27 protein-coding genes and 1 pseudogene are annotated in these 26,654 nt (G+C 59.6%); 18 read left to right on the top strand and 10 right to left on the bottom strand.

Annotation, left to right across the window (positions count from 1 at the left end; genetic code table 11):
* Positions 1-10: 10 nt before the first annotated feature.
* Both C4J84_RS26175 and C4J84_RS26170 read right to left on the bottom strand, forming a co-directional pair.
* Positions 11-955: a FecR domain-containing protein gene (locus C4J84_RS26175; RefSeq protein ID WP_124436297.1), complete on the bottom strand. Its 945-nt coding sequence runs from the start codon at positions 953-955 to the stop codon at positions 11-13.
* Entirely contained in the window at positions 955-1,461 is a 507-nt protein-coding gene (locus C4J84_RS26170) for a sigma-70 family RNA polymerase sigma factor (protein WP_124436296.1), read from the bottom strand. The genes C4J84_RS26175 and C4J84_RS26170 overlap by 1 nt, the downstream gene beginning before the upstream one ends.
* Positions 1,462-1,980: 519 nt before the next feature.
* On the opposite strand from C4J84_RS26170, the gene mnmG reads away from it, so the two are divergent.
* The 17 genes from mnmG to C4J84_RS26080 all read left to right on the top strand — a co-directional run bounded on the left by mnmG (position 1,981) and on the right by C4J84_RS26080 (position 18,244).
* Positions 1,981-3,873: a tRNA uridine-5-carboxymethylaminomethyl(34) synthesis enzyme MnmG gene (mnmG, locus tag C4J84_RS26165; protein WP_124436295.1), complete on the top strand. Its 1,893-nt coding sequence runs from the start codon at positions 1,981-1,983 to the stop codon at positions 3,871-3,873.
* Complete coding sequence (gene rsmG, locus C4J84_RS26160; protein WP_124368916.1) at positions 3,870-4,514, top strand: 16S rRNA (guanine(527)-N(7))-methyltransferase RsmG; 645 nt, start codon at positions 3,870-3,872, stop codon at positions 4,512-4,514. Before mnmG ends, rsmG begins: the two co-directional genes overlap by 4 nt.
* 18 nt (positions 4,515-4,532) lie before the next feature.
* A complete protein-coding gene (locus C4J84_RS26155; protein WP_057725767.1) occupies positions 4,533-5,330 on the top strand; it encodes a ParA family protein in 798 nt (265 codons plus the stop codon).
* Between the two features lie 9 nt (positions 5,331-5,339).
* A complete protein-coding gene (locus C4J84_RS26150; protein ID WP_124365074.1) occupies positions 5,340-6,212 on the top strand; it encodes a ParB/RepB/Spo0J family partition protein in 873 nt (290 codons plus the stop codon).
* 160 nt (positions 6,213-6,372) lie between these two features.
* The gene (locus C4J84_RS26145; protein ID WP_043048220.1) at positions 6,373-6,780 is read left to right on the top strand and encodes a F0F1 ATP synthase subunit I; all 408 of its coding nucleotides are present in this window, start codon (positions 6,373-6,375) and stop codon (positions 6,778-6,780) included.
* A 16-nt stretch (positions 6,781-6,796) separates the two neighbouring features.
* Positions 6,797-7,666, top strand: a complete 870-nt coding sequence (atpB, locus tag C4J84_RS26140) for a F0F1 ATP synthase subunit A (RefSeq protein ID WP_057725770.1) — start codon at positions 6,797-6,799, stop codon at positions 7,664-7,666.
* Positions 7,667-7,799: 133 nt separating this feature from the next.
* The gene (gene atpE, locus C4J84_RS26135) at positions 7,800-8,057 is read left to right on the top strand and encodes a F0F1 ATP synthase subunit C (protein ID WP_002555987.1); all 258 of its coding nucleotides are present in this window, start codon (positions 7,800-7,802) and stop codon (positions 8,055-8,057) included.
* A 56-nt stretch (positions 8,058-8,113) separates the two neighbouring features.
* Complete coding sequence (locus C4J84_RS26130) at positions 8,114-8,584, top strand: F0F1 ATP synthase subunit B (protein WP_010565867.1); 471 nt, start codon at positions 8,114-8,116, stop codon at positions 8,582-8,584.
* Between the two features lie 12 nt (positions 8,585-8,596).
* Positions 8,597-9,133: a F0F1 ATP synthase subunit delta gene (locus C4J84_RS26125; RefSeq protein WP_015886646.1), complete on the top strand. Its 537-nt coding sequence runs from the start codon at positions 8,597-8,599 to the stop codon at positions 9,131-9,133.
* Positions 9,134-9,154: 21 nt separating this feature from the next.
* On the top strand, positions 9,155-10,699 hold the full coding sequence (atpA, locus tag C4J84_RS26120) for a F0F1 ATP synthase subunit alpha (RefSeq protein ID WP_003177064.1): 1,545 nt from the start codon (positions 9,155-9,157) through the stop codon (positions 10,697-10,699).
* Between the two features lie 50 nt (positions 10,700-10,749).
* Positions 10,750-11,610 (top strand): F0F1 ATP synthase subunit gamma, encoded by an 861-nt coding sequence (atpG, locus tag C4J84_RS26115; RefSeq protein WP_034139931.1) that lies wholly within the window; start codon positions 10,750-10,752, stop codon positions 11,608-11,610.
* Between the two features lie 27 nt (positions 11,611-11,637).
* A complete protein-coding gene (gene atpD / locus C4J84_RS26110) occupies positions 11,638-13,014 on the top strand; it encodes a F0F1 ATP synthase subunit beta (RefSeq protein WP_017135118.1) in 1,377 nt (458 codons plus the stop codon).
* A gap of 44 nt (positions 13,015-13,058) precedes the next feature.
* Positions 13,059-13,475, top strand: coding sequence for a F0F1 ATP synthase subunit epsilon (locus C4J84_RS26105; RefSeq protein WP_015886644.1), 417 nt, complete (start codon positions 13,059-13,061; stop codon positions 13,473-13,475).
* Between the two features lie 123 nt (positions 13,476-13,598).
* Positions 13,599-14,966 (top strand): bifunctional UDP-N-acetylglucosamine diphosphorylase/glucosamine-1-phosphate N-acetyltransferase GlmU, encoded by a 1,368-nt coding sequence (glmU, locus tag C4J84_RS26095; RefSeq protein WP_124436294.1) that lies wholly within the window; start codon positions 13,599-13,601, stop codon positions 14,964-14,966.
* A 227-nt stretch (positions 14,967-15,193) separates the two neighbouring features.
* Positions 15,194-15,961, top strand: a complete 768-nt coding sequence (locus C4J84_RS26090) for a DeoR/GlpR family DNA-binding transcription regulator (protein ID WP_124368911.1) — start codon at positions 15,194-15,196, stop codon at positions 15,959-15,961.
* Between the two features lie 10 nt (positions 15,962-15,971).
* Positions 15,972-17,804, top strand: a complete 1,833-nt coding sequence (gene glmS, locus C4J84_RS26085; RefSeq protein WP_124436293.1) for a glutamine--fructose-6-phosphate transaminase (isomerizing) — start codon at positions 15,972-15,974, stop codon at positions 17,802-17,804.
* Between the two features lie 80 nt (positions 17,805-17,884).
* A complete protein-coding gene (locus C4J84_RS26080) occupies positions 17,885-18,244 on the top strand; it encodes a hypothetical protein (RefSeq protein ID WP_124372353.1) in 360 nt (119 codons plus the stop codon).
* A gap of 105 nt (positions 18,245-18,349) precedes the next feature.
* On the opposite strand, the gene C4J84_RS26075 is transcribed toward C4J84_RS26080, so the two are convergent.
* Entirely contained in the window at positions 18,350-19,786 is a 1,437-nt protein-coding gene (locus C4J84_RS26075) for an amidase (protein WP_124372352.1), read from the bottom strand.
* A gap of 101 nt (positions 19,787-19,887) precedes the next feature.
* Between C4J84_RS26075 and C4J84_RS26070 the strand changes: the two genes are divergently transcribed.
* On the top strand, positions 19,888-20,460 hold the full coding sequence (locus tag C4J84_RS26070; RefSeq protein ID WP_124372351.1) for a TetR/AcrR family transcriptional regulator: 573 nt from the start codon (positions 19,888-19,890) through the stop codon (positions 20,458-20,460).
* Here the strand turns inward: C4J84_RS26070 and C4J84_RS26580 are convergent.
* The 7 genes and pseudogenes from C4J84_RS26580 to C4J84_RS26035 all read right to left on the bottom strand — a co-directional run.
* Positions 20,459-20,575: pseudogene (locus C4J84_RS26580) on the bottom strand (alpha/beta hydrolase); the annotation flags it as partial. The gene C4J84_RS26070 and the pseudogene C4J84_RS26580 sit on opposite strands and share 2 nt — an antisense overlap.
* Before the next feature lie 271 nt (positions 20,576-20,846).
* On the bottom strand, positions 20,847-21,779 hold the full coding sequence (locus C4J84_RS26060) for a phosphatidate cytidylyltransferase (RefSeq protein WP_124368904.1): 933 nt from the start codon (positions 21,777-21,779) through the stop codon (positions 20,847-20,849).
* Between the two features lies 1 nt (position 21,780).
* Positions 21,781-22,401 (bottom strand): 1-acyl-sn-glycerol-3-phosphate acyltransferase, encoded by a 621-nt coding sequence (locus C4J84_RS26055; protein WP_124365064.1) that lies wholly within the window; start codon positions 22,399-22,401, stop codon positions 21,781-21,783.
* A gap of 9 nt (positions 22,402-22,410) precedes the next feature.
* Positions 22,411-22,854: a hypothetical protein gene (locus C4J84_RS26050; protein WP_124436292.1), complete on the bottom strand. Its 444-nt coding sequence runs from the start codon at positions 22,852-22,854 to the stop codon at positions 22,411-22,413.
* Complete coding sequence (locus C4J84_RS26045) at positions 22,844-24,142, bottom strand: phosphatase PAP2/dual specificity phosphatase family protein (RefSeq protein ID WP_124436291.1); 1,299 nt, start codon at positions 24,140-24,142, stop codon at positions 22,844-22,846. Before C4J84_RS26045 ends, C4J84_RS26050 begins: the two co-directional genes overlap by 11 nt.
* Positions 24,143-24,144: 2 nt before the next feature.
* Positions 24,145-25,893, bottom strand: coding sequence for a bifunctional alpha/beta hydrolase/class I SAM-dependent methyltransferase (locus C4J84_RS26040; protein ID WP_124430816.1), 1,749 nt, complete (start codon positions 25,891-25,893; stop codon positions 24,145-24,147).
* An 11-nt stretch (positions 25,894-25,904) separates the two neighbouring features.
* The gene (locus C4J84_RS26035) at positions 25,905-26,528 is read right to left on the bottom strand and encodes a CDP-alcohol phosphatidyltransferase family protein (protein ID WP_124436290.1); all 624 of its coding nucleotides are present in this window, start codon (positions 26,526-26,528) and stop codon (positions 25,905-25,907) included.
* Positions 26,529-26,654: the final 126 nt, after the last annotated feature.

The following is a 26,654-nucleotide window of genomic DNA, read 5'->3' as shown; positions in this document are numbered from 1 at the left end:
ATTTTTTCAATCAACCGATTCGGTTGACTGAAACCCAATAGCGCGTGAAGTACTTCACCTGAATCGGCAGGGTGGCCTGCAGGTTGGCCAGTACCGCGTCTGTCGAGTCCAGGCGGAACGCTCCGGAAACACGCAGGCCAGCGCAGGCCTGGTCACACTGCATCAGGCCCGGGCGATAGCGCGCCAGTTCAGCAATGACATCGCCAAGTCTGGCGTCGAGCACGATCAATTGACCGTCGGTCCAAGCTGCTTGTGTGCGGCCATAGTGCCGGGTGGGCCTTATGGCGTGTCGATCAAATTCCGCGCATTCACCCGCACCCAGCGTTCGGCTGCGGTCGGGCTGGTCGCCGGGGGACAGGTTGACCCGATCTTCCAGAACGCCCACCCGAGTGGAATCCGGGAACTGACGCACGGTAAATCGAGTGCCCAACGCCTGCACGCGGCCGTGATGCGTCTCCACGTATAACGGCGGGTACCCGGCCCGCTTCCCGCTGTGGATAAGTACCTCTCCCTCGCGCAGGCGAATCAAGCGTTGGCGTGCGTCGAACAGCACATCAATGGCCGTGTCAGTGTTGAGATCAACTCGAGTGCCATCGGCCAGTTCGATTCGCCGATGTTTACCCACAGGCGTTCGGTAGTCGGCCCATACGTTACCCAGGGACGTATGGCGTTGAACATTCCAGCCCAGATACCCGGTACCGCCGAGTGCCAGCATCCACTTGAGCACTTGGCGGCGTTGTTGTGTGGCGGTTAATGCACGCCGCGTGAAGTCCTGGGGCAGGGCGCCGAGGCTGCGCTGCAATTGCTCCAACTGGTTCCACGCCGCCTGATGGGAAGGGTCGCCATTGAGCCATTGCTGCCAGGCCTGCCGGTCGGCGGGCGTCGGCGATTGCGCTTGAAACTGCACGTACCAACTGGCTGCGGCCTCGAATGTCTTGCGATCAGGCGCGGGCATTACAGACTGGCCATGATCACTGAACACTCGGTCAGTGCGCGAATCATGTGTTTCTTCACTGTGGTCAATGACACCTGCAGCTGATCGGCGATCTGTTGATAAGTCAGGCCTTCAATCTGCGACAGCATGAAGATCCGCCGTGAACGATCCCCCAAGCCGGCCAGCGCCTTGTCCACAGCCACCAGGGTTTCAATGATGATTGCCTTGTCTTCTTCACTGATGGCGGTGGCTTCAGGGCGCTCGGCCAGGGTTTGTTTATATGCCTGCTCGATGGCGTGCCGGCGATAGCGATCAATCACCAGGCCTCTCGCGATGGTCGCCAGGTAATCCCGTGGTTCGAGGATCTGCACAGCGTCGCGCCCACCCAAAATACGCACGAACGTATCGTGGGCCACATCGGCCGCATCGCAGGCGTTATGCAGCTTGCCTTTGAGCCACCCATGCAACCACGAATGGTGTTGCTCGTAGATGTGCTGCACAGCTGTCGTGTGTGAAGGAGGAGACATAGGCGCGACAAGATAGGTTAATGATAATCGCTATTATTAACCGCCCTCGTGTTTTCCCACAATAGATGTCTTGAGGCCAAATCCTCGGTTGGAGCCAGCCGTTTCTGTGAGTTAAGCCCTGTGAATAACCGCCCTTGGGCCCAGTTGATAACCACGCCTGAAACCTGAGCAAAAACCCATCTGTGGATAACCATCACTTTAATCCACAGGCTTAAGTCACTTATCCAACCCCCTCATTGGCACATGACCACAACCTTTTGAAGCGCTGTACACAACGTAAATAAAGGTCTACAGAGATCTATCCACAGAAAGGGTGCTCAGTAGAAATAAACATAAAAACAAAGATTTAATATATTTCTCTCTTTTAATTTCTATTGTCCGTGCTTCATCCACAGCTGGTTAAATTTTGTGCAAAGGGTTCTTTAGGCAGGGCTAAGTCCCTATACTTGCCGCCAAAGCTCTAAAACTCTTTCAACAAACAATTCCTGATTACCTACATAAGCAGGCACGAGGTGCGTGGTGGATTTCCCTTCCCGTTTTGAAGTGATCGTCATCGGCGGCGGTCATGCCGGTACCGAGGCAGCACTGGCGTCAGCGCGCATGGGCGTAAAAACCCTGTTGCTGACGCATAACGTGGAAACCCTCGGCGCCATGAGTTGCAACCCTGCCATCGGTGGCATCGGCAAAAGCCATCTGGTCAAGGAAATCGATGCCCTTGGCGGCGTGATGGCGACGGCTACCGACAAAGGTGGTATTCAATTTCGCGTGCTGAACAGCCGCAAAGGCCCGGCCGTACGTGCTACCCGGGCACAAGCCGACCGCATTCTGTACAAGGCAGCGGTACGTGAAACCCTGGAAAACCAGCCGAACCTATGGATATTTCAACAGGCAGCGGACGACCTGATCGTCGAGCAGGACCAGGTACGCGGCGTCGTCACCCAAATGGGTCTGCGTTTCCACGCAGAATCCGTTGTGTTGACCACCGGCACGTTCCTCGGCGGGCTTATCCACATCGGCATGCAGAACTATTCCGGTGGGCGCGCCGGCGATCCGCCGTCGATTGCCCTGGCAAACCGTCTGCGTGAATTGCCGCTGCGTGTCGGCCGCTTGAAAACCGGGACCCCGCCGCGAATCGACGGGCGTTCTGTGGATTTTTCGGTGATGACCGAACAAGCCGGTGATACACCGATACCAGTCATGTCGTTCATGGGTTCCAAGGCACAGCATCCGAAACAAGTCAGTTGCTGGATCACCCACACCAATGCCCGTACCCACGAAATCATTGCCGCGAACCTCGACCGTTCGCCGATGTACTCCGGGGTGATCGAAGGGATCGGCCCGCGTTATTGCCCGTCGATCGAAGACAAGATCCACCGCTTTGCCGACAAGGAAAGCCACCAGGTCTTCATCGAGCCCGAAGGCTTGACCACCCACGAGCTGTACCCGAACGGGATTTCCACTTCCCTGCCGTTCGACGTACAAATCCAGATCGTGCAATCGATTCGCGGCATGGAAAACGCCCACATCGTTCGCCCTGGCTACGCCATCGAGTACGACTACTTCGATCCGCGTGACCTGAAATACAGCCTGGAAACCAAAGTGATCGGCGGTCTGTTCTTCGCCGGGCAAATCAACGGCACTACCGGTTACGAAGAAGCCGGCGCCCAGGGTTTGCTGGCCGGCACCAACGCTGCATTGCGTGCCCAGGGCAAAGACGGCTGGTGCCCGCGTCGCGATGAAGCGTACATCGGCGTATTGGTCGACGACCTGATCACCCTGGGAACCCAGGAACCGTACCGGATGTTCACGTCCAGGGCGGAATATCGCCTGATCCTGCGCGAAGACAATGCCGATCTGCGCCTGACCGAAAAAGGTCGCGAGCTGGGTTTGGTCGATGACGCACGCTGGGCGGCGTTTTGCAAAAAACGCGAGAGCATCACCCTCGAAGAGCAGCGCCTGAAAAGCACCTGGGTCCGCCCCGGCACTGAACAGGGCGATGCGATCGCCGAAAAATTCGGCACGCCGCTGACTCATGAATACAACTTGCTGAACCTGCTATCGCGTCCGGAGATAGATTACGCTGGCCTGGTCGAAGTGACCGGTGGCGGCGCAGACGATCCGCAGGTTGCAGAGCAGGTGGAAATCAAAACCAAGTATGCCGGTTACATTGACCGCCAGCAGGACGAGATCGCTCGTCTGCGCGCCAGTGAAAACACCAAGTTGCCTGTGGATATCGACTACACCGGGATTTCCGGGCTGTCGAAGGAAATTCAAAGCAAGCTGGGGATAACTCGGCCGGAGACGCTCGGCCAGGCTTCGCGCATACCTGGCGTGACGCCGGCAGCGATTTCACTGTTGATGATTCATTTGAAAAAACGCGGCGCGGGCCGTCAGTTGGAGCAAAGCGCTTGAGTTCGTTGGTCACCTCGCAACACGCCGAAGAGTTATCCACAGGTGCGCGCCAGTTGGGCATAGACCTGACCGAAGCCCAGCACGCGTTGCTGATGGGCTACCTGGCCCTGTTGATCAAATGGAACAAGGCCTACAACCTGACTGCGGTGCGTAATCCGGACGAGATGGTCTCGCGCCATTTGCTCGACAGCTTGAGCGTGATGCCGTTTATCGAAAACGGTCGCTGGTTGGACGTCGGCAGCGGCGGCGGCATGCCTGGCATTCCGCTGGCCATCCTGTTTCCAGAGTCACAGGTGACCTGCCTGGACAGCAACGGCAAGAAAACCCGCTTCCTGACCCAGGTCAAACTCGAACTCAAGCTGGACAACCTGCAGGTTATCCACAGTCGCGTCGAAGCCTTTACGCCTGAGCAGCCCTTCAACGGAATTGTTTCCCGGGCGTTCAGCAGCATGGAGAACTTCAGCAACTGGACTCGCCACCTGGGCGACCGCGATACCCGCTGGCTGGCAATGAAGGGCGTCCATCCAAGCGACGAGCTGTTAGCATTGCCGGCAGACTTCCACCTCGATAGCGAACACGCCTTGGCCGTACCCGGTTGCCAAGGCCAACGCCATCTGCTGATACTGCGCCGCACGGCATGATTGGGAACACAAGCAAGAATGGCTAAGGTATTCGCGATAGCGAACCAGAAAGGTGGCGTGGGCAAAACCACCACCTGCATCAACCTCGCAGCATCCCTGGTCGCGACCAAGCGCCGGGTGCTGTTGATCGATCTCGATCCACAGGGCAACGCCACCATGGGTAGCGGTGTGGATAAACACGGCCTGGAAAACTCGGTCTACGACTTGCTGATCGGCGAATGCGACCTGGGCCAGGCTATGCACTATTCCGAGCATGGCGGTTATCAACTGCTGCCGGCCAACCGCGACCTGACTGCGGCGGAAGTGGTGCTGCTGGAAATGCAGATGAAGGAAAGCCGTCTGCGCAGCGCCCTGGCGCCGATCCGGGAGAATTACGACTACATCCTGATCGACTGCCCGCCGTCGCTGTCGATGCTGACGCTCAACGCCCTGGTTGCCGCCGATGGGGTGATTATCCCCATGCAGTGCGAGTACTTTGCGCTCGAAGGCCTGAGCGACCTTGTGGATAACATCAAGCGTATCGCCGAATTGCTCAACCCGAACCTGAAAGTCGAAGGCCTGCTGCGGACCATGTACGACCCGCGCCTGAGCCTGATGAACGATGTCTCGGCGCAGCTCAAGGAACATTTCGGCGACCAGCTCTACGACACGGTGATTCCACGCAACATTCGCCTGGCCGAAGCGCCAAGCTACGGCATGCCGGCGCTGGCCTACGACAAGTCATCCCGTGGCGCCATTGCCTACCTGGCGCTGGCCGGCGAGATGGTGCGTCGCCAACGTCGCAATTCACGCACCGCTGCAGCCCAGCCAACTTAAGGAATCCCCATGGCCGTCAAAAAACGAGGTCTCGGACGTGGACTGGATGCACTCCTGAGTGGTCCGACCGTCACTTCGCTGGAAGAGCAAGCGGTGCAGGCCGACGAACGTGAGCTGCAGCACTTGCCCCTGGACCTGATCCAGCGCGGCAAATACCAGCCGCGCCGGGACATGGACCCGCAGGCGCTGGAAGAGCTGGCCAACTCGATCAAGGCCCAGGGCGTGATGCAGCCGATCGTGGTGCGCCCCATTGGCAGTGGCCGCTTTGAAATCATCGCCGGCGAACGTCGCTGGCGCGCCAGTCAGCAGGCAGGCAAGGAAACCATCCCGGCGATGGTGCGCGACGTACCGGATGAAACGGCCATCGCCATGGCATTGATCGAAAACATCCAGCGTGAAGACCTCAATCCGATCGAGGAAGCCATCGCGTTGCAGCGTTTGCAGCACGAATTCCAGCTGACCCAGCAACAAGTGGCCGATGCGGTGGGTAAATCCCGCGTGACTGTGTCCAACCTGCTGCGTTTGATCGCGCTGCCGGAAGTCATCAAGACCATGTTGTCCCACGGCGACCTGGAAATGGGTCACGCTCGTGCTTTGCTCGGTTTGCCGGAAAATCAACAGGTTGAAGGGGCGCGTCACGTTGTCGCACGCGGGCTTACCGTTCGTCAGACCGAAGCGTTGGTTCGCCAATGGTTGAGCGGCAAACCTGCACCGGTCGAAACCGCCAAACCTGATCCGGATATCGCGCGCCTCGAGCAGCGCCTGGCCGAACGGCTAGGCTCTGCGGTGCAAATTCGCCACGGCAAGAAAGGTAAAGGGCAATTGGTTATCGGATATAACTCCCTCGACGAGCTTCAAGGTGTCCTTGCCCACATCCGTTGAAACATTCGCTGAAACAATTGCTCATGTAGCGCGTGATCGGAAATCACTACCCGGCAGTTGAATAGGGGCAGAACCGCCCCTATACTCTGCGCGCATTTTGTCGGCACAAAGTATGCCAAGTTATTGATTTCCGGCAGCCGACCATTGAGGAGCAAGAGTGATGGAAACCCGCACGCCAAACACGTTGCCGTTCCATCGCTTGGCCGTTTTTCCGGTTCTATTGGCTCAACTTGTCATTTTGCTGATCGCCGCATTGGCGCTTTGGTACTGGCATGGAGTCGTAGCCGGATATTCAGGACTCTGCGGGGGCCTGATAGCCTTGCTGCCCAATATGTATTTTGCTCACAGGGCCTTTCGGTTTTCCGGCGCCCGAGCAGCCCAGGCTATCGTCCGGTCTTTTTATGCCGGCGAGGCGGGGAAACTGATTTTGACGGCAGTGCTGTTTGCACTGACCTTTGCAGGTGTGAAGCCATTGGCGCCGCTGGCTGTATTTGGCGTCTTCGTGTTGACCCAATTGGTCAGCTGGTTCGCTCCCCTGCTAATGAAAACAAGACTTTCGAAACCTTAGGGCGTTTGAGGCAACCATGGCAGAAACAACCGCTTCGGGCTATATCCAGCACCACTTGCAGAACCTGACCTTCGGTCAGCTTCCCAACGGCGGCTGGGGCTTTGCTCACACCGCAGCAGAGGCCAAGGAAATGGGCTTCTGGGCTTTCCACCTGGATACTCTGGGCTGGTCGGTCGCATTGGGCCTGATCTTCGTCCTGATTTTCCGCATGGCGGCAAAGAAGGCGACGTCCGGTCAGCCAGGTGCGCTGCAGAACTTCGTTGAAGTATTGGTCGAATTCGTCGATGGCAGCGTGAAAGACAGCTTCCATGGCCGTAGCCCGGTGATTGCACCGCTGGCACTGACCATCTTCGTCTGGGTGTTCCTGATGAACGCCGTCGACCTGATCCCGGTCGACTGGATTCCTCAGCTGGCCATCCTGATCTCCGGCGACGCGCACATTCCATTCCGTGCCGTGTCGACCACTGACCCGAACGCTACCCTGGGCATGGCCCTGTCGGTATTTGCGTTGATCATTTTCTACAGCATCAAGGTCAAGGGCATCGGCGGTTTCATCGGCGAGCTGACCCTGCACCCGTTCGGCAGCAAGAACATCTTCGTTCAAGCCCTGCTGATCCCGGTGAACTTCCTGCTGGAATTCGTGACCCTGGTCGCCAAGCCGATTTCCCTGGCCCTGCGACTGTTCGGCAACATGTATGCCGGCGAGCTGGTGTTCATTCTGATCGCTGTGATGTTCGGCAGCGGTCTGCTCTGGCTTAGCGGCCTGGGCATCGTTCTGCAGTGGGCGTGGGCTGTGTTCCACATCCTGATCATCACCCTGCAGGCCTTCATCTTCATGATGCTGACCATCGTCTACCTGTCGATGGCGCACGAAGAGAACCATTAAGACCAGTCTCGACTAGTCTGATGTCCTTCCCGGTGAAACGGGAAGGTGGCCCTCCAGGGCTATGAAACGATTTGTTTTACCGCTTTAAAATCTAAAAAACCTAAACCATACGACGTAAAAGTCGGGAGGAAAGATGGAAACTGTAGTTGGTCTAACCGCTATCGCTGTTGCACTGTTGATCGGCCTGGGCGCCCTGGGTACTGCCATTGGTTTCGGCCTGCTGGGCGGCAAATTCCTGGAAGGCGCAGCGCGTCAGCCAGAAATGGTTCCAATGCTGCAAGTTAAAATGTTCATCGTTGCCGGCCTGCTCGACGCCGTAACCATGATCGGCGTTGGTATCGCCCTGTTCTTCACCTTCGCGAACCCCTTCGTTGGTCAACTCGCTGGCTAATCACTCGACGTTTCGAGTGATTAGGGTGATGGACAACGAATGAGCGAGGTGTTGGCGTGAACATTAATGCAACCCTGATTGGCCAATCCGTTGCGTTCTTCATTTTTGTAGTGTTTTGCATGAAGTTCGTGTGGCCTCCGGTCATCGCGGCTTTGCACGAACGTCAGAAGAAGATCGCGGATGGTTTGGACGCTGCCAGCCGTGCAGCTCGCGACCTGGAGTTGGCCCAAGAGAAAGTGGGTCTTCAACTGCGCGAAGCTAAAGCACAGGCAGCCGAGATCATTGAGCAAGCCAAGAAGCGCGGTAACCAGATCGTCGAAGAGGCTGTTGAAAAAGCCCGCGTCGAAGCTGACCGTGTAAAGGCTTCGGCTCATGCCGAGATCGAACAGGAACTGAACGGCGTCAAAGACGCGCTGCGTGCCCAACTGGGTGCGCTGGCGGTCGGCGGTGCCGAGAAGATCCTCGGTGCCACAATCGATCAAAACGCGCACGCGGAGCTGGTTAACAAACTGGCTGCTGAAATTTAAGCGAGGGCGATCATGGCAGAACTGACCACGTTGGCCCGACCTTACGCTAAGGCAGCCTTCGAGCACGCCCAGGCCCACCAGCAGCTGGCCTCTTGGTCAGCCATGCTCGGCCTGGCTGCAGCAGTGTCGCAAGACGACACCATGCAGCGCGTGCTCAAGGCCCCGCGCCTGACGAGCGCAGACAAGGCCGCCACTTTTATTGAAGTGTGCGGCGACAAGTTTGATGTAAAGGTGCAGAACTTCATCCACGTCGTTGCCGAAAACGACCGTCTCCCGCTATTGCCGGAGATCGCCGCTCTGTTCGACCTGTACAAGGCCGAAGCAGAGAAGTCGGTAGACGTTGAAGTGACCAGTGCTTTTGCATTGAACCAAGAACAGCAAGACAAACTCGCCAAGGTTCTCAGTGCACGACTCAATCGGGAAGTGCGCCTGCAAGCTTCGGAGGACGCATCCCTGATTGGTGGTGTCGTTATCCGTGCCGGCGACCTGGTTATCGATGGCTCGATTCGCGGCAAAATCGCGAAACTTGCCGAAGCATTGAAATCTTGAGTTTGAAGGGGCAGCAGAGCAATGCAGCAACTCAATCCTTCCGAAATAAGTGAAATTATCAAGGGCCGCATCGACAAGCTCGATGTGACCTCCCAAGCCCGTAACGAAGGCACTGTCGTCAGCGTATCTGACGGCATCGTGCGGATTCACGGTCTGGCCGACGTTATGTACGGCGAGATGATCGAGTTTCCGGGCGGCGTCTACGGTATGGCCCTCAACCTGGAGCAAGACTCCGTAGGTGCCGTTGTATTGGGCGCGTACACCAGTCTGGCTGAAGGCATGAGCGCCAAGTGCACAGGCCGCATCCTGGAAGTTCCGGTAGGTAAGGAACTGCTGGGTCGCGTAGTCGACGCACTGGGTAACCCTGTTGACGGTAAAGGTCCACTGGGCAACACCGAGACCGACGCGGTCGAGAAAGTTGCTCCAGGCGTGATCTGGCGTAAGTCGGTAGACCAGCCTGTACAGACTGGCTACAAGGCTGTCGATGCCATGATTCCGGTCGGCCGTGGCCAGCGTGAGCTGATCATCGGTGACCGTCAGATCGGTAAAACCGCTCTGGCGATCGACGCGATCATCAACCAGAAGAACAGCGGCATTTTCTGCGTCTACGTAGCGATCGGTCAGAAGCAATCAACCATCGCCAACGTGGTTCGCAAGCTGGAAGAAAACGGCGCCCTGGCCAACACGATCATCGTGGCTGCCAGTGCTTCGGAATCTCCTGCGCTGCAGTTCCTGGCACCGTACTCCGGTTGCACCATGGGTGAATTCTTCCGCGACCGCGGTGAAGACGCGCTGATCGTTTATGACGATCTGTCCAAGCAAGCAGTGGCTTACCGCCAGATTTCCCTGCTGCTGCGCCGTCCACCAGGCCGTGAAGCCTACCCAGGCGACGTGTTCTATCTCCACTCCCGTCTGCTGGAGCGCGCGTCCCGCGTTTCCGAAGAGTACGTAGAGAAGTTCACCAACGGCGCAGTGACCGGCAAAACCGGTTCCCTGACCGCACTGCCGATCATCGAAACCCAGGCTGGCGACGTTTCCGCGTTCGTTCCGACCAACGTGATTTCCATCACTGACGGTCAGATCTTCCTGGAATCGGCCATGTTCAACTCAGGCATCCGTCCTGCAGTGAACGCCGGTGTTTCGGTATCCCGTGTGGGTGGTGCCGCTCAGACCAAGATCATCAAGAAGCTCTCCGGTGGTATCCGTACCGCTCTGGCTCAGTACCGTGAACTGGCGGCATTCGCCCAGTTCGCGTCTGACCTGGACGAAGCGACCCGTAAGCAACTTGAGCATGGTCAGCGCGTTACCGAGCTGATGAAGCAGAAGCAATACGCCCCGATGTCGATCGCTGACATGGCGTTGTCGCTGTATGCCGCTGAGCGTGGGTTCCTGACCGACGTTGAAATCGCCAAGGTCGGCAGCTTTGAACAAGCGCTGATTGCTTACTTCAACCGCGATCACGCCGAATTGATGGCGAAGATCAACGTGAAGGGTGACTTCAATGACGATATCGACGCTGGCATGAAAGCCGGTATCGAGAAGTTCAAGGCCACCCAAACCTGGTAAGCCGCAGCGGGAGCCGCAAGGCTCCCGCTTGCTAACCTGATAGGTGTTACATGGCAGGCGCAAAAGAGATTCGCAGTAAGATTGCGAGCATCAAAAGCACGCAAAAGATTACCAGCGCCATGGAAAAAGTGGCGGTCAGCAAAATGCGCAAGGCACAAATGCGCATGGCAGCCAGCCGTCCTTATGCGGAACGTATCCGCCAGGTAATTGGGCATCTGGCCAACGCCAACCCGGAATACCGCCACCCGTTCATGATCGAGCGCGAAGTCAAGCGCGTGGGTTATGTGGTAGTGAGCAGTGACCGTGGTCTGTGCGGTGGCCTGAATACCAACCTGTTCAAGGCCCTGGTCAAGGACATGGCGGTAAACCGCGAAAAAGGCGTCGAGATCGATCTGTGTGTTGTTGGTAGCAAGGGTGCGGCCTTTTTCCGCAACTTCGGCGGTAACGTCGTTGCAGCTATCAGCCACCTGGGTGAAGAGCCGTCGATCAATGACTTGATCGGCAGTGTGAAGGTGATGCTGGATGCGTACCTGGAAGGCCGGATTGACCGCCTGTCCGTGGTATCCAACAAATTCATCAACACCATGACCCAGCAGCCAACCGTGGAGCAATTGATTCCACTGGTGGCGACTCCGGATCAGGAACTCAAGCACCACTGGGACTACCTCTACGAACCAGACGCCAAAGAGCTGCTTGACGGCTTGATGGTGCGCTACGTGGAGTCGCAGGTGTACCAGGCGGTGGTCGAGAACAACGCAGCTGAACAAGCGGCGCGGATGATCGCGATGAAAAACGCTACCGATAACGCCGGTGATCTGATCAGCGATTTGCAGCTGATCTACAACAAGGCGCGTCAGGCTGCGATCACCCAAGAGATCTCGGAAATCGTCGGCGGCGCTGCCGCGGTTTAACGGTTCAAATATTCAGAGGATCCAGCTATGAGTAGCGGACGTATCGTTCAAATCATCGGCGCCGTTATCGACGTGGAATTCCCACGCGACAGCGTACCGAGCATCTACAACGCGCTGAAAGTACAAGGCGCGGAAACTACTCTGGAAGTTCAGCAGCAGCTGGGCGACGGCGTAGTTCGTACCATTGCGATGGGTTCCACCGAAGGCTTGAAGCGCGGTCTGGACGTTGTCGACACTGGCGCAGCCATCTCCGTACCGGTCGGTAAAGCGACCCTGGGCCGGATCATGGACGTACTAGGCAACCCGATCGACGAAGCTGGCCCGATCGACACCGAAGAGCGCTGGGGCATTCACCGTCCAGCACCTTCGTTCGCCGAGCAAGCGGGCGGCAACGACCTGCTGGAAACCGGCATCAAGGTTATCGACCTGGTTTGCCCGTTCGCCAAGGGCGGTAAAGTCGGTCTGTTCGGTGGTGCCGGTGTAGGCAAGACCGTAAACATGATGGAACTGATCCGTAACATCGCCATCGAGCACAGCGGTTATTCCGTGTTCGCCGGTGTGGGTGAGCGTACCCGTGAGGGTAACGACTTCTACCACGAGATGAAGGACTCCAACGTTCTGGACAAAGTGGCACTGGTTTACGGTCAGATGAACGAGCCGCCGGGCAACCGTCTGCGCGTAGCCCTGACCGGCCTGACCATGGCCGAGAAGTTCCGTGACGAAGGTAACGACGTTCTGCTGTTCGTCGACAACATCTATCGTTACACCCTGGCCGGTACTGAAGTATCCGCACTGCTCGGCCGTATGCCGTCGGCAGTAGGTTACCAGCCGACCCTGGCTGAAGAGATGGGCGTTCTGCAAGAACGTATCACTTCGACCAAGGAAGGTTCGATCACCTCGATCCAAGCGGTATACGTACCTGCGGATGACTTGACCGACCCGTCGCCAGCCACCACCTTCGCCCACTTGGACGCCACCGTCGTTCTGTCCCGTGACATCGCTTCCCTGGGTATCTACCCAGCGGTCGATCCACTCGACTCGACTTCGCGCCAGCTGGACCCGAACGTGATCGGCCAGGAGCACTACGACACCGCTCGCGGCGTTCAGTACGTGCTGCAGCGCTACAAAGAACTGAAGGACATCATTGCGATCCTGGGTATGGACGAGCTGTCGGAAGCCGACAAGCAGTTGGTAAACCGTGCTCGTAAGATCCAGCGTTTCTTGTCGCAGCCGTTCTTCGTGGCTGAAGTCTTCACCGGTGCCTCGGGTAAATACGTTTCCCTGAAAGACACCATTGCTGGCTTCAAAGGCATCCTCAACGGTGACTACGACCACCTGCCAGAACAAGCGTTCTACATGGTCGGCGGCATCGAAGAAGCGATCGAGAAAGCCAAGAAACTGTAATCCTGGCGCCCGGAAACGGGCGCTCATCAGGTTGAGGCAATCAGATGGCTATGACAGTCCATTGCGATATCGTCAGCGCGGAAGGGGAAATCTTCTCCGGTCTGGTAGAAATGGTGATTGCACACGGCGACCTGGGTGACCTGGGTATTGCCATGGGCCACGCGCCGTTGATCACCAGCTTGAAGCCAGGTCCGATCACTCTGACCAAGCAAGGCGGGGAAAAGGAGGTGTTCTACATCTCCGGCGGTTTCCTCGAGGTTCAGCCGAACATGGTCAAGGTACTTGCCGACACCGTGCAACGTGCTGGCGACCTGGATGAAGCCTCCGCTCAGGAAGCCGTAAAGGCTGCCGAGAAGGCGCTGAACGAAAAAGGCGCAGACTTCGACTACAGCGCTGCTGCAGTCCGTCTGGCCGAGGCCGCAGCCCAGCTGCGGACGCTCCAGCAGATCCGCAAGAAGTAAGCGGCGTTGCCGTTACGCTTCACGCGTGATTGATTAAAAAGGGTAGCCTCGGCTACCCTTTTTCTTTTTTTGCAAAACACTTCTTTGGTCTGAAGCCGGACCGCCCAGGATTGGTAGCCATTCATGTCTCTTGAAATCGTAATTCTCGCCGCTGGCCAGGGCACCCGCATGCGCTCGGCCCTGCCCAAGGTGCTGCACCCGGTCGCAGGCAATTCCATGCTTGGCCATGTTATCCACAGTGCCCGGCAGTTGGACCCGCAGCGCATTCACGTCGTCATCGGGCACGGTGCGGATGTGGTACGGGAGCGTCTGGCCGCCGACGACTTGAATTTCGTCTTGCAGGACAAGCAACTGGGCACCGGCCATGCCACCGCGCAAGCGGTGCCGTTCATCACCGCTGACACCGTGCTGATCCTGTACGGTGATGTGCCGCTGATCGAAGTGGAAACCCTGCAACGCCTGCTCAAGCATGTGGTGCCTGGCCAGATGGGCCTGCTCACCGTCGAGCTGGACGACCCCACCGGCTACGGGCGCATCGTGCGTGACGCCGAGGGCAAGGTCGCGGCCATCGTCGAGCACAAGGACGCCAGTGAAGCCCAGCGCGCCATCACCGAAGGCAACACCGGGATTCTCGCGGTGCCGGCCAATTGCCTCGCCGACTGGATGAGCCGCTTGTCCAACAACAACGCCCAAGGCGAGTACTACCTCACCGACGTCATCGAGATGGCGGTCAGTGACGGCCTGGTGGTCGCCACCGAACAGCCCCACGACCCGATGGAAGTGCAGGGCGCCAACGACCGTAAGCAACTGGCCGAGTTGGAGCGCCACTATCAACTGCGTGAAGGCCGCCGCTTGATGGCCCAGGGCGTAACCCTGCGTGACCCGGCGCGTTTCGATGTACGCGGTGAAGTGACCGTGGGCCGCGACGTGCTGATCGACATCAACGTGATCCTCGAAGGCCGTGTGATCATCGAAGACGGCGTGGTGATCGGCCCGAACTGCGTGATCAAGGACAGCACGCTGCGCAAAGGTGTCGTGGTCAAGGCCAACAGTCATATCGACGGGGCGGTGATGGGCGAGGGCAGCGATGCCGGTCCGTTTGCGCGGCTGCGTCCTGGCAGCGTGCTGGGAGCCAAGGCTCATGTGGGTAACTTTGTCGAACTGAAAAATGCTCACCTGGGCGAAGGCGCCAAGGTTGGGCATCTCACCTACCTGGGCGATGCGGTGATCGGTGCGCGCACCAACGTTGGCGCTGGCACGATCACTTGTAACTACGACGGCGCCAATAAGCACCAGACCACCATTGGCGAGGACGTGTTCATCGGCTCCAACAACTCGCTGGTCGCACCCGTCACTATCGGCGATGGTTCCAACACCGCTGCGGGCTCAACCATCAACCAGGATGTGGATAAGTCCCAACTGGCAGTCGCCCGCGCCCGCCAGCGCAACATCGACGACTGGAAGCGCCCGGTCAAAACCAACAAGACCTGAGTTATCCACAGCTCCCTCAGCAGTGATATCCAAATGTGGGAGGGGGCTTGCCCCCGATAGCGGACTTTCAGTCGATGATTTTTCAGGCTGAACCACCGCCATCGGGAGCAAGCCCCCTCCCACATTTGCCCGTGTCGTCTGAAGAATCTGTTCCAAACGCTTGACGATGAGTTCCGAATAGGTTTTGATTGCCTTCGTTATCTTTCGAACCGAAACTTACCATCGCCATGTCGAAACGAAATACCCCCCAACGTCGCCACAATATCCTGACTTTGCTCAATGAACAGGGCGAAGTCAGCGTGGACGAACTGGCCAAGCGTTTCGAAACTTCGGAGGTGACCATCCGCAAGGACCTGGCCGCCCTCGAAAGCAATGGCCTGCTCCTGCGCCGCTACGGTGGCGCGATTACCATGCCTCAGGAGTTGGTGGGCGACGCGGCTCAACCGGTCTCGGCCTACAAGCGCGCCATCGCCCGTGCGGCCGTGGCGCGGTTGCGTGAGCACGCGCGCATCATCATCGACAGCGGCAGCACCACCGCCGCGATGATCCCTGAACTGGGCCATCAACCCGGCCTGGTGGTCATGACCAATTCCCTGAACGTGGCTCGCGCCTTGAGCGAGTTGGAGCATGAACCGGTGCTGCTGATGACCGGCGGCACCTGGGACCCGCATTCGGATTCGTTCCAGGGCCAGGTCGCCGAGCAGGTGCTGCGCTCCTACGATTTCGATCAACTGTTCATCGGCGCCGACGGCATCGATCTGCAGCGCGGTACCACCACGTTCAACGAGTTATTGGGCCTGAGCCGCGTCATGGCCGAGGTCGCCCGCGAAGTGGTGGTGATGGTCGAATCCGACAAGATCGGCCGCAAGATTCCCAACCTGGAACTGCCCTGGAGCAGCGTCCATACCCTTATCACCGATGATCGCCTGCCGCTTGAGGCCCGCGACCAGATCCAAGCCCGCGGCATTACGCTGATATGCGCGGCAGTCATCTAGGAGAAATACCATGTGTGGAATTGTTGGCGCAGTCGCCGAACGTAACGTAACTCCCATTCTGCTCGAAGGCCTCAAGCGCCTGGAATACCGCGGCTATGACAGCGCCGGTGTGGCCGTCTTCACCAACGCCGGCAAGCTCGAGCGTATGCGCCGCCCGGGCAAAGTCAGCGAGTTGGACCAGGCCCTGGCCGGCGAGCCGCTGGTGGGTCGCCTGGGTATCGCCCACACCCGTTGGGCCACCCACGGTGCGCCGTGCGAGCGTAACGCTCACCCACACTTCTCGGGTGACCTGGCGGTGGTGCACAACGGCATCATCGAAAACCACGAAGCACTGCGCGACCAACTTAAGGGCCTGGGCTATGTGTTCACTTCGGACACCGACACCGAAGTCATCGCCCACCTGCTCAACCACAAGCTCAAGGACCACAGCGACCTGACCACCGCCCTCAAGGCTACGGTCAAGGAACTGCACGGCGCCTACGGCCTGGCCGTGATCAGCGCCAGCCAGCCTGACCGCCTGGTTGCCGCACGCAGCGGCAGCCCACTGGTGATCGGCCTGGGCCTGGGGGAAAACTTCCTCGCCTCCGACCAACTCGCCCTGCGCCAGGTCACCGACCGCTTCATGTACCTGGAAGAAGGCGACATCGCCGACATCCGCCGTGAAAGCGTGCAGATCTGGGACGTGAACGGTCAGTCCGTCGAGCGCGAAGCCGTGCAATACCGCGACGGTGCCGAAGCCGCCGACAAGGGCGAGTTCCGCCACTTCATGCTCAAGGAAATCCACGAGCAGCCGTCTGTGGTGCAGCGCACCCTGGAAGGCCGCCTGAGCCAGAACCAAGTATTGGTCAACGCCTTCGGCCCACAGGCCGCCGAGCTGTTCGCCAAAGTGCGCAACGTGCAGATCGTCGCCTGCGGCACCAGCTACCACGCCGGCATGGTTGCGCGTTACTGGCTGGAAGAACTGGCCGGCATCCCGTGCCAGGTCGAAGTCGCCAGCGAATTCCGCTACCGCAAGGTGGTGGTGCAGCCAGACACCCTGTTCGTGACCATCTCCCAGTCCGGCGAAACCGCCGACACCCTGGCCGCCCTGCGCAATGCCAAAGAGCTGGGCTTCCTCGCCAGCCTGGCAATCTGCAACGTCAGCATCAGCTCCCTGGTGCGTGAATCCGATCTGACCCTGCTGACCCAGGCCGGTCGCGAAATCGGCGTAGCGTCGACCAAAGCCTTCACCACCCAGCTGGTCGGCCTGTTGCTGCTGACCTTGTCCCTCGGCCAAGTGCGCGGCACCCTGGCCGAAGGCATTGAAGCCACCCTGGTGGAAGAACTGCGCCGTCTGCCGACCCGCCTGGGTGAAGCCCTGGCCATGGACAGCACCGTGGAAAAAGTCGCCGAGCTGTTTGCCGACAAGAACCACACCCTGTTCCTCGGCCGTGGCGCGCAGTACCCGGTAGCGATGGAAGGTTCGCTCAAGCTCAAGGAAATCTCGTACATCCACGCTGAAGCCTATCCAGCCGGCGAGCTGAAACACGGCCCGTTGGCCCTGGTGGATGACGACATGCCGGTGGTCACCGTGGCGCCGAACAATGAGCTGCTGGAAAAGCTCAAGTCCAATCTGCAGGAAGTGCGCGCCCGTGGCGGCCAACTGATCGTGTTTGCTGACGAAAAGGCCGGCATGACCAACGGTGAAGGCACTCACGTGATCAACATGCCGCACATTCACGACACCCTGTCGCCGATCCTCTACACCATCCCGCTGCAGTTGCTGTCGTACTACGTTGCCGTGCTTAAAGGCACCGACGTCGACCAGCCGCGCAACCTGGCGAAGTCGGTGACGGTGGAGTAAACCTGACTGGCGTACCGAAAGGGGCTGTTTCGACAGCCCCTTTTTACGTTCTGGATTCGCTCAATCAAGGAGGCTGACTGATGCAAAATTCCACTGTCTACGCACGTCTGCATAATCGCCGGTTTGTAGTCGCCGACAACGCTCAGGGACTGTCCGGCACCGGCACCGTATTTCATTACCAAGTCGAAGATGACGCGATTTCGAGCACTTACCAGGGGGGCCGGATTCGCCTGGGTACTCAAGTCGGACGGGTGACCGGTCCAGATACCATTGAGCTGCTGTATCAGTGCCTGACCCTGGAAGGGGAACTGCTTGCCGGGTGGTCACGTGGCACGGTAGGCGTGGATCACGCCGGGCACACGACGCTGAGTTTTGTTTGGGGCTGGCTATCGGGTGCGACAGGAGGCGGAGAGTCTAGCTATGTCGAGATCACTGCTTAAAGAGCCCGTAGTTCAGGACAAGGTTGCACCGCATTTACTGTAGGAGCGAGCTTGCTCGCGAAAAACCTGAGAACGCCACCTATACCGCGCCCGTTCAAGCGTCTATCAGAGCTTACCCGCCCACACGCCCGGCCGCCGATCGGCCCACGCAAACTCACGTTCAAGCTGCCCAGCCAACCCCAGCAACACGCCCTCAGCGCCGAACTTGCCCATGAACTGCATGCCAATAGGCAAACCGGTTTTAGGGTCTTGTGACAGCGGAACCGACATGGCCGGCGCGCCGGTGACATTCGCCAGCGCGGTGAACGGTGACTGGTTGAACACATGGTTCATCCAGCCTCGTCCGTCCAGGTGCGCTTGCTGTGCATTGTATTGGCCGATCATCGGTGCCAAGCCTGGCAAGGTGGGTGACAGCAGCAGATCGTAATCCTCGAAAAAACCGCCGAGCGTTCGGGCGACAATATTGCGTTCGTGCAACGCACCCAACAGTTCGGTGGCACTTAGCGTCTTGCCGTATCGGTACAGCGCCAAGGTAGCGGGCTCAAGGTGTTCAGCATTGATACTACGTCCGGTTGCGGCTGCAATGGCGTCGATCCAGGCGGCGGTATTGGACGACCAGAAGCGCCCATTCAGCTCGACAAAGGCCTCCCAGCTCACGCCAATATCCGGCTCGACGTCCTCAACCTGGTGCCCAAGCGCCTCAAGATGGCGCATCGTCTGCTCCAATGCAGTTTTCACCGCTGGGTGCAGCGCTTGGCCATTGAGCGGGCGGGTGTGCACACCGATACGCAATGAGTGGGGCTCACGCCGGGATTGTTCCAGAAAGCTGGTCAGCGGCGACGGAATGTGGAACGGGTCACCGACTGCGCTGCCATGCACAGCGTCCAGCAAGGCCGCACTGTCACGCACCGAGCGCGTCAGCACGCCGTGTACCGCAAGGCCGCTCCAGACTTCATCCACATCCGGCCCCATGGGCACTCGCCCGCGGCTGGGTTTCAAGCCGAACAGGCCACACAGCGACGCGGGTACCCGGATGGAGCCGCCGCCATCGGTTGCGTGAGCGATGGGTACCATGCCGGCCGCGACGGCGGCTGCCGCACCGCCACTTGAGCCCCCGGCGCTTCGTGTCACATCCCAGGGATTACGGGTGGGCCCATGAAGTCGGCTTTCGGTGGTGGTGCTTGCGGCGAACTCCGGTGTGGTGGTCCTGCCAAGCGGCAGAAGTCCGGCGAAACGCAAACGACTCATGAGCTGTGAATCGCCTTCGGCCGTGCAGCCGAGTGCCAACGCACTGCCCAGTTCGTTGCGACGCCCCTTGGCGGTAATGCCCAGGTCCTTGATCAGCACGGGCACGCCTGAAAACACTCCCGCGTGGGGGGCTGGCTCATCGTTCCAGGTTTCAACCAGTGCATTAATTTGCGGATTGAAGGCCTCGATGGCTTGGAAGGCCGCCGCACGCACCTCGCTTGGGCTGACCTGTTTGGCCTGGATCAGTTGACTCAGACCCGTAGCATCGTGAACAGCGTAGTCGGACAGGTGCATGGCAGTCTCCCATTGAGTATGATCGATACTGGATGGTATCTGACGATACCTACCAGTATCATGCGATACTTGCCGGTATCGCTGTCAAGCGGAGTTTATTCATGCGCCCACAACGGACACCCCAACTGCCGCCCAGGGAACGCATCATCGATGCTGCCAAGGTGCTGTTCCGGGAGCAGGGCATCACACGCGTCAGCATGGACGCCATCGCCGAGCTGGCTGCCTCGACGAAAATGACCGTCTACCGGCATTTCGAGAACAAGGATGCGCTGGTGCTGGAATGGCTTGAGCAGTTGACCGAAAGCTATGGCGATGTCTTCGACCGACTGGCATCGGAGCACCCGGATTCACCGCGCAAGCAACTGCTGGGCTTTCTTGAGTTCATCGTGACTGACCTGCAATGCTCGGATTATCGGGGCTGCCCGTTCACCAATACCTTGGCCGAGTTGCCAGAGGCTGAGCACCCCGCCCGGTTGCTGATCCAGGCGCACAAGCAACGGCAATTCGCGCGGCTGCTTGCGCTCTGCACCGCCATGGCATTGAGCGAGCCGGAGCAGGTGGCCGAGGAACTGACCTTACTCATGGAAGGTGCCCAGGTGGTGGCGCAAAACAGAGGGATTGAGCGCGTCGGCGAGCGCTTGACCGAGATGGTGAACCGTCGCCTGGGATCGTGACGGAGGCGTTAGGGGAAGGGTGCAACAGCAACAGCGCGGGGCCGGATCCACCGATGCGATAGCTGATGTTCAGGCCATTGACCTGGCGCTGTTGTTTCTGGAAACCAGCAAACATGATTCGACTCCATGAGGGTGCTGGCTGAATCCTGGGATCAACCGAACCCAGCCGTAATAGGCCAAGCGTGGAAGCGCGGTTTATGAACTGTGTTTCAAGTGACCAGGATCCGACTTTGCCTAAACCCGGAAAGCACCACAAAACCAAGGTGGGAGGGGGCTTGCCCTCGATTGCGGTGTATCAGCCAACCTATTCGGTGACTGTCACACCGCCATCGGGGGCAAGCCCCCTCCCACAGTTTGATCTTCATTGGTTTTGAGAAAGGGGTAGGTCAGGTCCACCAGTAACGCACCAGGTGGAAGAAGATCGGCGCCGCAAAGCACACCGAATCCAGCCGATCCAGCATGCCGCCGTGCCCTTCGATCATGTGCCCCCAATCCTTCACGCCGCGATCGCGCTTGATCGCCGACATCACGATCCCGCCGGCAAAGCCCAGCAGGTTGATCAACAGCGCGATCAAAAACGACTGCCAGGGATTGAACGGCGTGGTCCACCACAGCGCGGCACCGATCAGGGAGGACAGCAGGATCCCGCCGACAAAACCTTCCACGGTTTTGGACGGCGAGAGGTTGGGCGCGATCTTGTGTTTGCCGAACAGCTTGCCGCACACGTACTGCAACACGTCCGACAGTTGCACCACGATCACCAGGTAGGCGATCAGCAGCAGGTTACGGCCTTCATAACCCGGGATGTCCAAGGTCAGCAACGCCGGCACGAACGACACGCAGAACACCGCGATCATCAGGCCCCATTGCACCTTGGATGCGCGCTCCAGGAAGTGGGTGCTGTCGCCACCCAGGGAGGCGAGTATCGGCAGCAGCAGGAACACGTAGACCGGGATGAAGATCGAGAACAGTCCGTACCAGTCGGCATAGATCAGCACGTACTGCAGCGGGAGGGCGAGGTAGAACGCCGCGACCAGGGCCGGGTAGTCGCTGCGCCGGGTCGGCGTGAGGGTGAGAAATTCGCGCAAGGCATAGAAGGACACCGCATAGAACAGCAGGATCACTGCGCCGGTGCCGAGCCAGAAGGCGACACCGATCACCACCACCATCACCCACCAGGCGTTGATGCGGGCATTGAGGTTGTCGATCACCGCATTGGGGGTGCCACGGGTGCGCAGCTTCAGGATCAGGCCGATCAGCGAGGCGGTGACCAGAATCGCGCCGATCCCGCCGAATAACATCAAGGTCTGGCTATCCATCTCAGGAATGCTCCGGGGCAAGGGCGAGCAGGGCGTCACGGGTGCGGGCAAGGAACGCGGCTTTGTCTTCGCCTTCTTCCAATTGCAGCGGAGCGCCGAAGCTGGTTGTGCATAACAATGGCAATGGCAAGACACGGCCCTTGGGCATGACGCGGTTAAGGTTGGCTATCCACACCGGAATTAGCTCAGCCTGTGGGTAACTGTTTGCCAAGTGGTAGAGACCGCTCTTGAACGGCAGCAAGCCGTCCTCCAGATTGCGCGTGCCTTCAGGAAAGATGATCAGCGAGTCGCCGCCTTCCAACGCAGCGAGCATTGGCTGCAGCGGGTTATCCACAGGCTCTTTGCGCTCGCGATCAATCAGCACGCCGTTGAACACGCGGTTGATGATGTAGCGGCGCAGCGCGCTTTTATTCCAGTAATCGCTGCCGGCCACAGGGCGGGTGAATTTGCGCAGGTTCTGCGGCAGCGACGCCCACACCAACACGAAGTCGCCGTGGCTGCTGTGATTGGCGAAATAGATGCGTTGCACCGGCACGGGCGCGCAACCCAGCCACAGGCTGCGGGCGCCGGTGACAGTGCGGGCCATGGAAGTAATCAGCGTGGCGACCACGGGTTCGAACATGGGAATTCCTTATTCGGCGAAAGGTAGCCAAGGGCTGGCAAGCAGCACGCACAGGGTCAGCAGCGCTTGCGCGCCGAGCAACCAGGCCTGTTTGCGCAGCAATTTGAGGGCGCCACGACGGCGTTCGGCCCAAGGCCGGCCGGCGCGTTTGGCCGATTGCAAGCCCAGGGTCTGCAGGGCTTGGTCAAGGTCTGCGGTGCGCTCGACGTCGCGGGCGAGCAGGGCAAACAGATCGGCGTCGAACGCAACGCGCAGGGCCCAGTATTTTTGCGCAAGGCCCAGGATGATCATCCACAAGGCCAGCAGCAGGCAGACCGTTGAAACACTCGCCATCAGCAGTTGGGCCACACCGAACAGCACGCCGACCACTGTGAGGCCTGTGGATAACTGGTCCAGCGAACGGCCACGGCGCAGCAGGCTGGCGACGACTTGCAGTTCCATATCAGCAGGCATTGGGCAAACCCTCCAAGGCGAGACGATGTGCGGGATGCAGGACCACACGGGTCCGCGCTGTACGAATAATAGCCAGCGCTTGATCCACCGTCGTCGCGCGGCCGCTGTGCAACAGCCAGGCGGCAATGGCCGTGGCGCTGCGCGAATAGCCCAGGGCGCAGCACACCAGCAACGGGCCGTCCAAGCGCAAGCGTTCGATGGCCTTGGCGGCTTGCAGGCATTCGGCGGAGGTGGGCGCAATCAAGTCCAGAACAGGAACGCAGTGGTAGGTACGGCCCTGTGGATAAATCGGCAATTCGGCGCAAAGATCGACGATGGCCTTGAAAGACTGTTGCTCGCTCGACGTAGGAATCCGCCCCAGCCAGACGCTATCCACAATCAACTCGGGTTGTGGATGCCGACGTGTCCACAGCCGCGAATTGATCCAGGCGGCTGCCAGATAAGGCGCATACAGCCAACGCGCAGCAGGCGTCAGCTGGCCATTGTTGCGTTTCTGAAAGCCCTCGGCACCCAGCAGCCAGTAATTGGCTGCGACCAGACCCAGCGATACTGCCGGCCATAGCAGCCATAACCCCCAGCCGCCCAAAGCCAGCGCGAGCAGCATCAGCGCCAGCGCGCCAAGGGCGTAGCGCGCACCCAGCCAACGGCGTTTAGAGTCGCGCGTAAGTCGGGCATTGAGCAGCGGGCTGGCATGTTCCAGCGGCCATAACCACACGCAAAACCACCCCGCGAGGGCGCCTGTGGGTAAGTCGATAAAGTGATGTTGATAAGTGGTCAGTACGGAAATACCGATCAGTGCGAACCAACCGTGCACCACCCAGCGCCAGAAACCCTGGGTATGCCGCTGGTACATCACCCACAGGATCACCAGCAATGCGATATGCAGGGAAGGCGCCTGGTTGAAGGGCTTATCAAAGCCGGCCAGCACGGCAAACAACCAGCCGAACACGCCATCCAGCTCCGGCCGTTCGAAGGTGAAGCGCAGCGGCCAGATCAGGAAGCAACTGACGGCAATCACCTGGGCCGTCAGCAGGCGCAGGGCGTGTTGCTTGAGTTCGTGGCGGGTGCTCGGCAGCAACAGCGAGAACCCGTAGAGCAGGTCGATGGACCAATAGGGCACGATGGTCCAGGCCCAGAACGGCATATGGGTTTCCCAGCCGAACACCAGCGTGCCCACATCGCTGCGCTGGTTGGTGACCCAAGTAGCGAAGCCGTAGGTGCTGAAAAACAGCGGCGCCAACAGCAGCAGCCACAGCAGCGCCGGTTTGAACAGGCCGGGTTCGCGCATGCTCAGATCTTCTGTGCCAGGGACACGGTGAAAATGCCCCACTCATCCACACGCTGGGTGATCTTGCGAAAGCCCGCGGCCTCCACCAACTGGTCCATTTCCGCCTGGCTGCGCCGACGCATCACCCAGGCCTGGCCCTGGCGGTGGCTGGTCAAGGCGCGGGCGATCAGTTCCAGCTGCGGGTGCCACGGCTGGCCGGTGTAGACCAGATAACCGCCCGGCTCCACCGCTTCGGCCAGGCCTGCCAGCGAACCGCCGACCATGGCGTTATCGGCAAACAATTCATACAGGCCGGACACCACCGCCAGCGTCGGTTTCGGCTCCAGCGCGGCCAGGTTCGCCCGATCGAATGCATCGGCTTTGATGAACTGGGCGATATCGTCCAGGCCCTTTTCACGGATCAAGGCGCCACCGTCGCGCACGTTGATGTCGCTGTAGTCGCGCAGCAGGATCGATTCCGGCAGCGGCGACACACCCTGCAAAGCCTCCAGAATGTAACGACCGTGGCCAGCAGCGATATCGACGATGCGCACTTCGCGCTCATCGGCACGCAACTTGGCCATGGCCAGGCGCAGCAGTTCTTCGACGTTCAGCTTGCGCTGGCGAATGCCGCGCCAGCCGATGGAGTTGAGGTAGTTGGTATCGATCATCCGCCCCAGCGCGCCTTTGCCGGTGGGCGTGTTGCGGTATACGTAATCCAGGGTGCTGCCGGAATCGAAACCGGTGTCGAAGCCCAGTTTCACCCCTTCCGACAGGCTCTTGCCCAGGCCCATGCTGGCGCGGGTCATGCGCCAGTACAGATCGCGTAGGGAATTGCGCGGCAGTGGTGCGGCGAGGGCTTCGGATTCGGCGCAGGTGGCGCCCAGTTTGTCGGCGTCCAGTAGCGAGGCGCGGTCCAGCGGCTGCGCAAAGTTTTGCAGGATAAAGCGCCTGGCGCTGTTGATGGCCAGGGCGCGGTCACGTTCGCCAAGGGTGTCGTGAAAGAAACCGGGGAGGATATGCAGCTCTTTTTTCAGGCTGCCGAGGCGGTCGAAAAACTGCTGCTGGGGTTTACGGTGCACCACGAAGTCGGAGCCGGAGACCAGCAACTGGGTCGGCACCTGGATGGCCTGGGCATCGGCGACCACCCGGTCGGCCGCTTCGTACAAGCCCAGCAGCACATTTACCGAGATGGCCTTGGTGATCAGCGGATCGCTGTCGTAGGACGCCACGCGCTCCGGGTCATGGCTGAGGAACTTGGCCTTGACGTAGCTGTTGACGAAAAAGTTGCCGCGAAACCTGCGCATCAGTGCCAGGCCCGGGCGGGCGAAGGGCACGTACAGCTTGACCTTGAAGGCAGGGGAGGCGAGCACCAGGGCGCGGATCTTCGGTGCGTAGTCATGCACCCAGGTGGCCGCGATCACCGCGCCGACGCTTTGGGCGATCACTGCGAAGTTTTCCTCTTCGATGCCGTAGGTGGCGCCGATGTGGTCGCAGAAAGTCTGCACGTCGCGGGCGCTGGTGGCAAAGCTGGGGCTGTCACCGCGCTCGCCGGGGGATTGGCCGTGGCCACGGGCATCCCAGGCGAAGAAGTCAAAGTCAGGCAGGCCCAGTTCGTCCACCAGGTGCGCGATACGCCCGGAGTGCTCATGACCGCGATGGAACAACACAATGGCCTTGCGCGGCCCGGCGCCTGCCGTGGCCGGCCAGTGCCGGTAAAACAGCTCGACGCCGTCATGGGTGCTGAAGCTGTGGGGTTGCTGTTCGCGCATCGCAAGCATCCTTATGCAATCGGTGAAGTTTCTGGTTGTTCCTTGAGGCCCTGACGCACCCGGTTGACCAGGGTGTAGGCCAGCAGCGCGGCGACCAGCCACATCACCGTGTCGACCCAGCCGGCGCCGAACCAGCCCAACGCCACGCCAGTGGCCAGCACCCCGAGCACGAACGCCCGGTCACTTTTGCCCATCGGCCCGTCATAGCGGCGTGACGCACCCACCATCGGCCCCAGCACGCCAGCGTATTCGCTGAACACCGCGAGCAGCGTCACCAACAGCACGGGCGCCAGGCTCACGCCGGGAATCAGCGCAAACGGCAGGATCAGCGCGCTGTCGGCGATCACATCGCACAGTTCGTTGAGGTAGGCACCCAGGCGCGATTGCTGGCCGAACTCGCGCGCGAGCATGCCGTCGACGGCATTCAGGGCCATGCGCACAATCATCCACAGCGGGATCAGCGCGAACAGCCACAAGTGCTGGGCGAAGCTGGCAATCAGCAGGCCCACCAACACGGAAATCACGCTGGCCAGCACGGTGATCTGGTTGGCGGTGGTGCCGTTGTCATAAAGGCGCTGCACGAGGGGCCGCAGCAGGTTTTGGAACCGCGGTTTGAGCTGATAAATGGAGATCATGAAGGAGGGCGCTTCCCTGTCCGTGGAGCCGCGAAAAAACTGTTCTGGAGTGTGCCGATTAATTTGGGTGCCCACCAGTGATGCCGCGTGTTTATGGGGGTTTAGTCACGATCTTTGGAACAACAA

Origin of the sequence: Pseudomonas sp. R11-23-07 (assembly GCF_003852295.1) — a bacterium.
Taxonomy (GTDB): Bacteria; Pseudomonadota; Gammaproteobacteria; order Pseudomonadales; family Pseudomonadaceae; genus Aquipseudomonas.
This window is presented reverse-complemented; position numbering and strand designations above follow the sequence as displayed.